This is a genomic window from uncultured Brachyspira sp., from assembly GCF_944388875.1.
Classification (GTDB): Bacteria; Spirochaetota; Brachyspiria; order Brachyspirales; family Brachyspiraceae; genus Brachyspira.
Genome location: NZ_CALXKQ010000003.1, coordinates 147,883 through 161,070 on the forward strand (window position 1 = coordinate 147,883; position 13,188 = coordinate 161,070).

At 26.0% G+C, this 13,188-nt stretch carries 13 protein-coding genes; 8 read left to right on the forward strand and 5 right to left on the reverse strand.

Translation table 11 applies throughout. The annotated features are described in order from the left end of the window. Positions 1-3: 3 nt before the first annotated feature. The gene (locus Q0J69_RS04120; protein WP_297204553.1) at positions 4-660 is read right to left on the reverse strand and encodes an HAD-IB family hydrolase; all 657 of its coding nucleotides are present in this window, start codon (positions 658-660) and stop codon (positions 4-6) included. 148 nt (positions 661-808) lie between these two features. Between Q0J69_RS04120 and def the strand changes: the two genes are divergently transcribed. The 4 genes from def to Q0J69_RS04140 all read left to right on the forward strand — a co-directional run bounded on the left by def (position 809) and on the right by Q0J69_RS04140 (position 4,271). Next, positions 809-1,372 (forward strand): peptide deformylase, encoded by a 564-nt coding sequence (gene def / locus Q0J69_RS04125; protein ID WP_297204554.1) that lies wholly within the window; start codon positions 809-811, stop codon positions 1,370-1,372. 2 nt (positions 1,373-1,374) lie between these two features. Next, positions 1,375-2,037 (forward strand): HAD family hydrolase, encoded by a 663-nt coding sequence (locus tag Q0J69_RS04130; protein WP_297204555.1) that lies wholly within the window; start codon positions 1,375-1,377, stop codon positions 2,035-2,037. 99 nt (positions 2,038-2,136) lie between these two features. Beyond that, positions 2,137-3,360, forward strand: coding sequence for a M23 family metallopeptidase (locus Q0J69_RS04135; protein ID WP_297204556.1), 1,224 nt, complete (start codon positions 2,137-2,139; stop codon positions 3,358-3,360). An 89-nt stretch (positions 3,361-3,449) separates the two neighbouring features. Further along, positions 3,450-4,271: a GGDEF domain-containing protein gene (locus tag Q0J69_RS04140; protein WP_297204557.1), complete on the forward strand. Its 822-nt coding sequence runs from the start codon at positions 3,450-3,452 to the stop codon at positions 4,269-4,271. Here the strand turns inward: Q0J69_RS04140 and Q0J69_RS04145 are convergent. The 4 genes from Q0J69_RS04145 to Q0J69_RS04160 form a co-directional block, all read right to left on the reverse strand. Next, the gene (locus tag Q0J69_RS04145; protein WP_297204558.1) at positions 4,266-5,354 is read right to left on the reverse strand and encodes a methyltransferase; all 1,089 of its coding nucleotides are present in this window, start codon (positions 5,352-5,354) and stop codon (positions 4,266-4,268) included. The genes Q0J69_RS04140 and Q0J69_RS04145 overlap by 6 nt on opposite strands. 244 nt (positions 5,355-5,598) lie before the next feature. Continuing rightward, positions 5,599-7,194 carry a potassium/proton antiporter gene (locus Q0J69_RS04150; protein ID WP_297204559.1) on the reverse strand — a complete coding sequence of 532 codons (1,596 nt, stop codon included), beginning with the start codon at positions 7,192-7,194 and terminating at the stop codon, positions 5,599-5,601. Positions 7,195-7,570: 376 nt separating this feature from the next. Further along, positions 7,571-8,197: a MotA/TolQ/ExbB proton channel family protein gene (locus Q0J69_RS04155; RefSeq protein ID WP_297204561.1), complete on the reverse strand. Its 627-nt coding sequence runs from the start codon at positions 8,195-8,197 to the stop codon at positions 7,571-7,573. Positions 8,198-8,606: 409 nt separating this feature from the next. Then, positions 8,607-9,650, reverse strand: a complete 1,044-nt coding sequence (locus Q0J69_RS04160; RefSeq protein WP_297204563.1) for an alcohol dehydrogenase — start codon at positions 9,648-9,650, stop codon at positions 8,607-8,609. A gap of 79 nt (positions 9,651-9,729) precedes the next feature. Between Q0J69_RS04160 and Q0J69_RS04165 the strand changes: the two genes are divergently transcribed. The 4 genes from Q0J69_RS04165 (at position 9,730) to Q0J69_RS04180 (ending at position 13,083) form a co-directional block, all read left to right on the forward strand. Continuing rightward, a complete protein-coding gene (locus Q0J69_RS04165; protein WP_297204565.1) occupies positions 9,730-10,545 on the forward strand; it encodes an NADAR family protein in 816 nt (271 codons plus the stop codon). 22 nt (positions 10,546-10,567) lie between these two features. Next, positions 10,568-11,509 (forward strand): ADP-ribosylglycohydrolase family protein, encoded by a 942-nt coding sequence (locus Q0J69_RS04170; protein WP_297204566.1) that lies wholly within the window; start codon positions 10,568-10,570, stop codon positions 11,507-11,509. 31 nt (positions 11,510-11,540) lie between these two features. Beyond that, positions 11,541-12,179: a Pr6Pr family membrane protein gene (locus tag Q0J69_RS04175; RefSeq protein ID WP_297204567.1), complete on the forward strand. Its 639-nt coding sequence runs from the start codon at positions 11,541-11,543 to the stop codon at positions 12,177-12,179. Between the two features lie 235 nt (positions 12,180-12,414). Continuing rightward, positions 12,415-13,083 (forward strand): hypothetical protein, encoded by a 669-nt coding sequence (locus tag Q0J69_RS04180; RefSeq protein WP_297204568.1) that lies wholly within the window; start codon positions 12,415-12,417, stop codon positions 13,081-13,083. Positions 13,084-13,188 lie beyond the last annotated feature (105 nt).

Consider the following 13,188-nt stretch of genomic DNA (forward strand, 5'->3'; position numbering starts at 1 on the left):
AATCTATCTCCATTCAGCTATTATAAAGCCTTTATCTTGATTTTTTAATGCGTACTCTCTTAATTTATTATCGGGATTTACACATATTTTAGTGTCGGCAAAATTAAAAAGAGGTAAATCACTTATAGAATCACTATATGCAATATTTTTATAGCTATGATTAGGAAATAAATGTTCTGTGAATAATCTGTATCTTTTAGCCTTGCCGTAGCAATTTTTACCATACATATATCCAGTGTATTTTCCCCTAAAAGTCCATAATTCTGTGCCGAAACATTTATCAAAATTTAAATTAGATGCTATATATTTGGCATATATTTCAAAACTTGCCGTTACCATAACTAAAGTGTATCCCTTGCTTTTAAGTTTCTTTATCTCCTCCAAAGCATCTTTATAGTAAAGAGAAGGCACAACAGTATCAGCAAATTCCTTTCCTATTTTATCTCCAAAACCTATATCAATATTTTTGAATATATGTGCTATTCTATATTTGATGCTTTCATTATCTATTATTCTAAAAGCAAACAATAAAAAATATGGTATTAAGAGAAGATAATATATTAAACTTTTAGGATTCTTTTTTAAATAGAATTTCATAAATGGAACTATTGAATCTTTATTTAATATAGTTTTATCTAAATCAAAAAATGCTATTCTCATATATAATTTATTCTACTACAAAAAAAACATTTGTCAAAGGAATTTAATAAATTTAAGCCAAAAAATTATGTAAACCTATAAAGAAAATGGCTTGACTATAAATAAAAAATTTAATATTATATTGAGTTATAATATATTAGGAGAAAATATGCTTAGAGAATTAGTTATATACGGAGATGAAAGACTGCAGCAAGTATCAGAAAAAATAGAAAAAGTAGATGATGAAATACTCACTTTAATAGATGATATGTTTGAAACAATGTACAAAGAACGCGGCGTGGGGCTTGCTGCTGTTCAAATTGGAATATTGAAAAGATTAATAGTAATATCTGTGCCTGATTTAGATGATGAAAAAAAACCTGATTTTAAATTAGCACTTATAAATCCTGAAATAATTTGGCATTCTGATGAGATGGAAATACTGGAAGAAGGATGTTTATCTTTTCCAGAAATAAGGGATGATGTTGCAAGATATCAGAAGATAAAAGTAAAATACTTGGATAAACAAGGAAATGAACAAATATTAGAAGCAGAGGATTATATAGCTAAAGTACTTCAGCATGAAATAGATCATACAAACGGAATATCTTTCATAGACAGGCTTGAATCATATCAGAAAAGAAGATTAAAAAAAGAATTAAAAGAACTTAGAAACAGCACTGTACGTAATATAAAAAAGATTCAAAATAGAGAAACATTAAAAAACAGTTAATTATGATTAAAAATATAATATTCGATTTAGATGGTACTTTAGTAGATTCTATATATGATATATACTGCTGTGTTAATTATACTCTGACGCATTTCAATTTAGAAAATATATCAATAGAAGAAGCACATAAATATGTAGGCAATGGTGCTAGAATGCTAATAAAAAGAGCCGTTAATAAGGATAAGCATAGCAAAGAATATTTAGAAAGTATTGAGAATGATGTATATAATTTCTATGTTAAATACTATGAAGAGCATTGTATAGATAATACCAAACTTTATGACGGTGTTTATGATACTCTGAAAAAATTATATAATTTGAATATAAATATGTTTATTATTACTAATAAGCCTAACGAAATAGCAATTAAAACTGTGAAAAAACTTGACATATTTAACTTTTTCAAAGCTGTAATTGGAGATGGGGTTTATCCGTATAGAAAGCCTGATGTTAATATTTGGAATCATTTAAAAAAAGACTATAATTTACTTGAAAATGATACTGTTATGGTTGGAGATGGAATTGCTGATTATGAATTTGCTATGAATGCTAAAATTAAGGTATTATTGGCATTATACGGTATAACAGACAAAAATATCCTTTTAAATTTAAAAAACGATTATTACTTAAATTATTGTTTTGAAGTTGCCGATTATTTAGTGTGAATTAACTTTCAAAAAAAGAAAATTACATACTTGACAATACTAAAAAATGTTTGTATATTAGAAGAAATTATTTATTAGTATTAATTTAACAAGAGCAATATGAAAAATAAAAATTTTAAGTACACAAGAATACGTAAAAAAGGGAATATATTTTATAATTTCATAGAATATATTAAGGGTAATTCTTCTAATAGAATAAGAACAACTTATGTTCATTCTACAAGATATAACAGCGAAAATAAAAATAACGTTTTCTCAAATATTATTAAAAAATTTGCTATAAGCGTAGTTTCATTTTCATTATTTCTATTTTTAGCTAATTTTTTAATAATAAATATGCGTCAAACTTCAAATGCCGCATTGCTTCCTGATGAAAAAATGCCTGTAACTACAGGAACCGTATATAATAAAATATTAGATGAAATGGCTCCTGAACAATCCAGTACAGTGCCTTCAAATATATCTGATGTTCCTACTGTAACAACATCTGCTGTATCATTAGAAAACTCTACTGATGTATTTTATAATTTAATAACTTCTGATAATACTTTGGTTGGAGATGGTACAATAGGAATGAAATATGATGAATATGTAATAGAAGAAGGCGATAATCTTACAATTATATCAAGGAAAATAGGTGCTAATTTAGATACATTGGTAAGTGTTAATAAAATAAGCAATGCCAACAGATTAAGACCAGGACAAAAAATAGTAGTTCCAAACCGTAACGGACTTTTATATACAATGAAGAAAGGCGAAACTTTAGCTGATGTTACAGACAGATATGATGTATCTTTAACTAGAGTTTTAACATTTAATAAAATAGATGATGTTCATTCTATACGCGAAGGCGATGATATATTCCTTCCAGGAGCTAAATATACTTTGGATGAAAGAATAGATAAATTCGGACAAATGTTCAGTCTGCCTACAACAATAACTAGAATAAGCAGCGTATTCGGATATAGAATACATCCTATTACTGGAGTAAGAACTAAACACATGGGTGTAGATATACCTGGAAGACTTAATACTCCTGTATATGCTTCAAGAAAAGGAAAAGTTATATTTGCAGGATACAGCGGCGGATACGGAAATTTAGTAATAGTACGCCATGACAAAGGATATACAACATATTACGGACACCTTAACTCTATAACTACAAGAGCAGGTGCTAATGTAGGTGTAGGAGTTATGATAGGAAGAATGGGAAGCACTGGAAGATCTACAGGAAGCCATTTACATTTTGAGGTTAGAAGAAATGGCGTAGCATTGAACCCTGCTGACTTCATACCTATTAAAAAATTCATTAGAAGAAGATAAAAAATATAAAATTAAATAAATATGGAGGATTTAATTCCTCCTTTTTTATTAATATATTACAAAATATTTTTCAGTATAATTAATCTGCTATGAATGATATTATAAAAATTATAAACACATTAAATAAAATACCAGAGCCTTTTTCTGTAGACGGCATAATAAAAACTTTTGAAGCTAGTTCTAAAAAAATAATAAAAAGTTTTGCTGTTTATTTTTATAAAGAAGGAAGCAAAGAAGCATCATTATGGTATATTTCTGAAAATAAGTCTGTTATAGATAAAAAAGATAACAATAAAAAATACACTCTATTTGCAAGAGGAAATAAATTCGGATTTATAATAATTAACAGTGATAAAGATGATGAAATTATATCCATATTAATAAATTATCTCTCAATAATATTATACAGTGAAAAATTATCATTCCTTGCCAATAGAGATAAACTTACTGGTCTTTATAACAGAGGATATATACTTAAATATTTATATGAAAAAGAAAATTTGGATGAAACATATTCCATTGTTATAATAGATTTGGATAAGTTCAAACATTATAATGATACTTACGGACATAATATAGGAGATCATATATTAAAAAATGCCTGCAAAGCTATGAAAGAGGCATTAAAAAAAATAAGCTTCAAATCTGTACTAGCAAGATATGGAGGAGAAGAATTTATTATATATTTTGATATAGATAATAAAAAAGACCTTTACGATTCTATGGAAATTATAAGAAATCAATTATCAGAAACGGATTTTTCAACAGATCAATATTCATTAAAAGCAACAGCTTCTTTGGGCGGTGCGGTAAAAGAATATAATATGAATCTAAGCGAATTTATAAATAAGGCAGATAAATCCCTTTATAATGCTAAAGAAACAGGCAGAAACAAATCGGTAATATTATAATTTTAATTTAAAATTAAGCAATGAATGATAAGTATCGCCTATATTATGATATTCTTTTATAAGTTTAAATCCTTCTTCTTCTATAGCATCAACCAGCTGCATATAAGTATACATTTTACTGTTTCCATTTGCCATTGCTGTAAAATATAATGATGTTGCCTGAATAGAAAATGCAGAGGATATATATTTCTGCTTATCCCAAAGAGGCTCTAAAACAAATATATCTGTTTCATTGTTTATACACTTTTTTATCTTATTCATTATTAATTTAATATTTTCAATAGAAAAGCAGTCTAAAAATTGACTCATCCAAATTACATCACAATTCAAAGGAAGTTCGCTTTTTTCATCTAATATATTCATTGGAAAATAATCTACCCTATTATCGAATCCATTATTTTCAATATTTTTTTTAGCCAATTTAATCTGACCATCTAAATCAATCAATGAGCATTTCACATTATTATCATACTTCAAAGCAGATATAGAAAATTTGGCTGTATTAGTTCCTATATCCATTATATTTATTCTGCTCTTCTCAAAAATAATAGGAAGAGAGCTTTCATAACATCTATCAGAATAATAATTATCAAACTCTATCCAGCTCTTTCTTGAATTATCAGGTATTGAAGAAAGTCCTTTATATATAGTTTCATAATCTCCAAATACTTTTAATCCTTCGGGTTTTGAATTTATTAAACTATCATTTAAATAAAACATCCCATTATAGCATACATCATTAATAAAATTAATATTAACTCTAGTAAGTTTATCATTTAAAAGAAAAAATCCTATTTTTCCTAACATATATTTATATGGATTAGAATTTTCTGCTATTTTTATTAATGATAATCCTAAACTTAATTCCAATAAAACTGATAATGCATATTCTGATAAATCAACTTTTTTAAGTATATCCTTAAATGTTATTCCTGAATCTCCGCTTTCCTCTATAGTTTTAAGCACATTAAAATCTATCATGCATTTAGAAACCTGAAAAACTATAGGAGCAAAAGCTATTTTCTGAGCTTCAAATCTAGCATCTATAGCTTTCATATCATCTTTAAAAAATTCTTCTAACATAAAGTACCCAAAATATTATTTAATTATAATTCTTTTATTGAGTATACTTTAAATAATAAAAAAGTCAATTATATGATAAGTTAATGAAAAAAGTCACTTTTATTTAGCTTTATAAAAATAAAAGCTAAATAAAAGTGGGAGATTATTTATGAAAAATACTATATATTATAACCATTCACTATAAATATGGTAAAATATTATAATATTTTTTTTAATATTTTTTTTATTTTTTATAAAAATTATTTTACAAATCTCTCAGCAATACAATATCCTTATCTTTAATCATAGTATTTCCTCTAGGTATAACAGTTCCTCCCTCTCTTTTTATCATTACTATGAGATTATTTTTAGGTAAATTCAAATCCTTCAATTCTTTATCTCTCCAAGGATGATGAGTGTTAATATATATTTCTCTAAGACTTATATCATAATATTTAGTCCTTTTAGCATTAAGTATAACAACATCTCCTTCTTCTATAACAGTTTTACCATTTGGAATAATGGTATTTTCTCCCCTTTCTATAGTTACTACAATGGAATTCTCTGGAAATTCTATATCCATTATCTGTCTGCCAACCCAATGATGATTATGAGGTATAGTTATCTGTATAAGCTCCATGTCGGAATCATCAACATAGTCGTTAAATGTTTTAAGTACATTTTCATCAGAATCCACTAAATCTAATTTTTTTGCTATTATAGGAAGCAATGTACCTTGAAACAATACAGATATTATAGCAAGGAAAAAAACTATATGAAATATATCATAACTTATAGAATTATTATTTACTATTACAAATATAGCAAATACTATCGAAGCAGCCCCTCTAAGTCCAGCCCACATAACTATAAGCTGTTTCTTTAATGATATTTTAAAAGGGGCAAGGATTGAAAATACGGCTATAGGTCTTGCTACAAATGTTATAAAAAGTGCTACATAAATTGCCGTAGGAGCAACATTGAAAAGCCTCGAAGGATATGATAAAAGTCCCAATAAAAAGAACAGAACCATCTGCATAAGACCAGTAATACCATCAAAAAAATGAACCAAAGTAACTTTATTTTTAATTCTTGTATTACCTAAAACAATACCAACTATATAAACTGTTAAATATCCATTTCCTCCTATCACAGAAGAAAGAGAATATGAAAGCAAAGCAACAGCAAGTACAAATATGGTATCGAGTCCGTTTACTGGAAATTTAAATCTTCTAAGCATATTATAAGCCATAAAAGATACAGCAGCAGCAACAATTAAAGCAAAGGTAATTTGAGCAAATATCATATAAATAATCGATAAAGGACTAGTGAGAGTTTTTCCTATAAGCCCCAAAAATATTACTGTAAGCATATATGACATAGGGTCGTTACTTCCGCTTTCTAACTCAAGCAATGAAGCCAAACCATCTTTTAAGTTCAAACTCCTTGAACGCAGTATAGAAAACACTGAAGCAGCATCTGTTGAACCTATTACAGAGCCTATAAGGAAACTCTCAAATAAGCCAAATTTAAGAACAAAATAGCATAATGCACCTGTTACCATAGATGTAATAAAAGTACCTATAAATGACAGAAGAAACGCCTTACTGGCAACTGGTTTTGCTACATTCCAATTAGTTCCGAATCCGCCGTAAAACATTATAAATATCAAAGTTATTGTACATAATTGTTCAGCAATTCTATAGTCGTCAAACTGTATCTTTAAAAGTCCGTCGCTTCCAAAAACCATACCTAAAAGAAGAAAAAGTAAAAGAGAGGGAACTCCTACTTTTACAGAAATTTTACTGACTATTATACATAATATGATTATTATAGATGATAATAATATTGATGAATTCATAAAATAAAAGCCTTATTATGTTAATAATATTTTTTTATATATTATATATACTATTTTAAAAAAATACAAACATTATATTTATAAAAATAAAATTATACCTAAGAAGCATGAAGTACACAACCATAACTTCTTTTGTGATGCTAACCATATTTATATATTAAAACATTAGACTTATTTCAAAACTAATTTTATTTATTATTTTTGTACTAGCAATGCCCACACTTCTTTTGATGCACCCTCACTTTGCGGAAATATGCAATTTATATACTAAAAACATAAACTTACACAATATATAAAACATAACTTTTATAATTGATAAATTACTAAAATTTCATATATAATCTTGTCAAGTACTTCTGAAACAAGTTTAATTTAATTATTTATCATTATTAGATGAATTGATTATATATTCTGAAACCTCATTTGACAAATTTTCCATAAATAAAATTCTTGAGTTTATTGTATTAACAAAATAATTATAAAAAACAACAGACGGAATTGCAATTATAAGACCTGCCGCTGTGGTAAGAAGAGCATTAGCAATACCTCCTGCCAAAGCTGTAGGCTTTCCGCTTCCTACAACAGATATAACAGCAAAGGATTGTATCATACCCAATATAGTTCCTAATAATCCAAGCAATGGAGCAACTGTAGATATCGTAGAAAGGGCAGAAATAAACCTTTCCAATTTAGGCAGCTCTTTATTAGACTGACTTTGCATAAACTCTTTAGGCATATTAGTATTTTTTAATCCTGCAATTAGTATATTAGATAAAGGAGATTTATTAGTTTCACATAATGCAATAGCTGCTTTTATTTCACTATCCTTAATCAATGAAACTATCTTTGGAGCTAATGAATCATCCTGAGATTTGACTCTGGTAAAATATATAAATCTATCAACTATTATTGTAAGTGCCAATATTGAAGATATAAGCAAACCAATCCAACAAACTGTCATAGCTGAATTAAGAAGACTATCCGAACTAAATATATTATCCATCTATAAAAAGCCTCATAAATTTAAAAATTATTGTTGTTAAAATATTATAATTGTAAGAACATAAAAAATCAATAATTATAATTTATATTTTATGAATATTTTAAAAATCAATATTTTAATTAAATATTATATTTTCACATCCGTATGGGTTTTTTAACATTTTTTAACAAAAAAATAGTATTCTGTTATAATAGTACTTGTTTAAAAACTAATTTTATTTATTTAGTACTCCTGCAGTGAAAGAATGCGTATTTATATACTAAAATAATAAACTATACAAAATATTATATCTATAATTTTTTAAGTTAAATAATCTCATGTATAATATCGTAAAATACTTTTGAAACAAGTCTATTATATCAAGAAAAGAAAGCACATCACATTTTGAAACAGTATAAAGGCAGTATAATTAATTAATATTTTTAACGGCTATTTTAATACAATTATCTTCTTTTTTGTCAAATATTTCATAGCCTTTTAATATATCATCTAATTTTACTCTATGAGTTATAAGAAAATCTGTATTTATTTTACCTTCTGATATTAATTTTAAAATTTCATCGCTATGAACTGCATCAACTCCTCCTGTTTTAAATATTAAATTTTTTCCATACATTATATTTAAAGGAAGTATTTGAGGCTTCTCATACATTGCAACTATAGCAGCAACAGAATTAGGTCTGGCTATTTTCCAAGCCAATTCAAATGTATTCTCACCTCCTGCAGCTTCTATAGTACCGTCAGATAGTCTGCCTTTATTTATATCCTTTATATATTCTTCTATATTATTAACTTTAATAGGATTAATAAAAAAATCAGCTAAATTATTTTTCTTTGCTATATTTAATCTCTCTTCATTTATATCTATAGCTATTATTTTTTCAGCTCCTAAAACTCTTGCACTAATCATAGCACAAAGTCCGACAGGTCCTGCCCCTATTACAGAAACGGTATCCTTATCTTTTATACCGCAAAGCTCAGCACCAAAATATCCGCTTGCTAAAATATCCCCTACAAATAAAGCATTATAATAGCTTACATTTTCTGGAAGTATATTCAATGACATATCAGCATAAGGCACTCTTATATATTCCGCCTGACATCCGTTTATACGGCATCCTATTTCCCAGCCGCCTTTCTCACAATTATTAATAAAACCATTTTTACAATAATAACATTCACCGCAGAAAGTTATGCAGTTAGCAGAAACCCTATCTCCTTTATTTAATTTTTTTACCCCGCTTCCTATTTCAATAACCTCTCCTACAAACTCATGTCCGAGTACAATATTTTCTTTTGCCCTAGGTACTTGTCCGTTTATTATATGAAAGTCGCTTGTACATATACTTGATAATACCACTTTTACTATTGCATCTTTAGAGTCTGTAATATTTGGATTTTCTATTTCCTTTAACTCTATTTTTTTATTTCCTAAATATACTAAGCCTTTCATTTTACATTCCTAATTATATTATTTTGATGTTTTAATTATTTAATGATATACTCTTATATAACTTTTACAAGGATTTTTTATGCAAAATATAATGCCTCCTATATGGTTTGTAAATAATAATTCTTATAATAAAATATTTAACAATTATTTTAATAAACTTTCAAATGATGATAAAGAAGAATATAAAAAACTATTTGAAAAGCCAAAGTTTTATGATAATAATTTAACTAATGATAATGTATTTTCAAATAATGATTATAAAATATCATATTGGAATGAAGAAGGAAAACAAAAATATTCATTAGAAAAACTTCAAAAAGATTTTAATAAAGGAAAGAAAATAGATTTTTTATTTTTTTACGGACATACTAATGATAAAAAAGAAATAAATAAATCATCATTAAGTCAATGGTATATTAAAGATTTTAAGATAAATGATATTACTTTTAATTGTATGGAAAAATATATGATGTATAATAAGGCATTATTGTTTGATGATAAAAAAACAGCTTATGAGATTTTGAAAAGCAATCAGCCTAAAGCTATAAAAGAACTTGGAAGAAAAGTTAATAATTTTAATGGTGATGTATGGGATAAAATAAAATATACTATAGTCATTACAGGAAATTATTATAAGTTTTCACAAAATTCTGATTTAAGGAATTTTTTATTAAGCACAAAAAACAAAGTATTAGCTGAATCAAGTCCCTATGACAAAGTATGGGGAATTAAAATGAAGTATGATAATGAGAATATAGAAAACCCTTTTTTATGGAAAGGAGAAAATCTATTGGGATTTGCTTTAATGGAAGTAAGAGATGAAATAAATAAAGTATATAAAAATTATGATATAATAGATTGGCAGTATTTCTATACTCAATATAATTTTAATTAATTTATTTAGGAGAAATTATAAAATGAATTTAGAAAACAAATTAAAATCAGCAATATTAGGACTTGCAATAGGAGATGCTGTAGGTGTACCTTATGAGTTTATACCAAGAATAAGAATGAGATTAAAACCCGCCTATGACATGATTGGACATGGAACGCATAATAAGGAAGCAGGAACTTGGTCTGACGATACTAGTTTAACATTATGTTTACTTGATAGTATTAATGATAAAAATATAAATTATAATAATATTATGGATAATTTTGTATTATGGTATGATAAATCCCTTTATACTGCTGACGGAAATGTATTTGATATAGGCATAACAACAAATGAATCTATAAATAATTATAAAAAAGGAAAAAGCCCTACTCAGTCAGGATTAATAGATGAGTACAGCAACGGCAATGGTTCATTAATGAGAATACTTCCTATTGCTTTCTATATAAAAAAATATTTTGACTGCGTATTATTTGAAAGCGATGAAATTATAAATATTATATACAATGTTTCTTCTCTTACTCATGGACATAAAAGAAGTTTAATAGCATGCGTTATATATACGGCAATAGCTTTAAATTTAATTGATAATATTAATATAGAAGAGGCTGTTAATAAAGCCTTGAAAGATTCTTATAGTTATTATAAAAATGAAAAGGAAATTAATCATTACAGCAGAATATTTAATAATGATTTTAAAAATACGGACGAAGATGAAATAAAAAGCAGCGGATACGTTTCAGATACATTAGAGGCTTCTCTATGGGTATTATTAAATACTTCAAACTATAAAGATGCCGTATTAAAGGCTGTAAATTTGGGATATGATACTGATACTACTGCTGCTGTTGTAGGAGGACTTGCAGGGTTATACTATGGTATTGATAATATTCCTAATGAATGGATAGATAAACTGATTAATAAGGAACTTATAATTTCAATTTGTGATAAGTTCTTAAATTAATTATTTACAATTTTTTAATAATGAGCAGTATATGAATAAAAATAATTCTATATCTATAATATACAAGCTAATAATAATTATAATAGGAAGTTTTGCTGTATTTCATGGATTTTTTTATGATAATGGTAATTTTAAATTTAATATAGAAACTTTGTATTATTTCACATATCAAAGCAATATGCTTGTAATAATTTATTTTTTTCTTGATACAATAAATATAATAAAGAAAAAAGAAACATTATATCCAAGATTTAAAGGTGCTGTTACAATGTCTATAACAGTTACATTTTTAGTTTATCATTTTTTATTGAGTCCTACATCAGAAGAATTAAAAAGATTAGATTATATTAGGAATTTAATAGTTCATTATATAGTGCCTATTATGACAATTCTTGATTATATAATTTTTGATGCTAAAGGAATTTATAAAATAATGGATCCTCTGCTTTGGCTTTTGATACCTATTTTATATTTTGCTTTTATATTAATAAGAGCTAAAACTGGAAATCCTTTTTCAGACGGAAGTTATTATCCTTACTTTTTTGTAGATATAGATAAATACGGTTTAAAAATTGTTATGAGAAATGTATTTTTTATTACTTTATTTTTCGCTGTATTAGGATATATAGAATATTTTGCTGACAAATTATTAAAAAACAAAAAATTATAAAATTAAGTTTTTTATGTATAATAATTTTATAAATATTAAAAAACTACGGTAATAAATTATTAAATATATGTATATTGACAATTATATATATCATAGTTATAATAGTATTATGAATAGATTGAAATCAATCAATCAATCAATCAATCAATCAATCAATCAATCAATCAATCAATCAATCAATCAATCAATCAATCAATCGGTTGATTTATTGTAATTTTAAAAAAAGGATATAAAAATGAAAAAAATATTAATTACCGCACTATTATTCACAGTTTTATTTTCATCTTATCTTTTTCCAGCATTTGAGTTATCATTAATTCCTAAATTCGGTCTTCAGATTAATCTTCCTAATACAGTTTCATCAGAATATAAATTAAACAATTATATGAGCTTAGAACCTAAATTAGATATTAATTTGCAGTTAGGATATAAATTTAAAATTAATAACAATATATTAAACGGCATAAGTTTATTATTTGATACTGGTTTTGACGGAACTTTTATATCTATAAGAAATCCGTATACATATCAGGTTAATAAAATAGATATATTATCTTTGTACACAGGAATTGGTTTGAAATTTGAATTTAATGCTTTTAAAAGCAATTTAGCCTTGCCTACAAATATGGCTATAGGTATTGCATCAGGTGCAAAATATGGTATTCTAACAGGAAAAGATTTAAACTTAAATAGAATACCAATATCAGCTTATGTAAGACTTACTTTAGAAGACAGGTTTTATCAAACTGAAAAATATGCATTCTTAGTTTCACTAGATATGTTTTATGAATATATGTTCTTCAATAAAAATGATATGAATAAACTTTTTAACTCATATAATGTTAAAGATTATCATTCCATAGGCTTTACATTAGGAATAGGAATGATGTTTGGAAATAAATAAAAAGTTCTAATCATCATTTTATTTTAAGCTTTATATACTCATGCCGAGATTTTATATATGAATATAACTAGACTTGTTTCAAAAATACTTAAAAATATTATATAT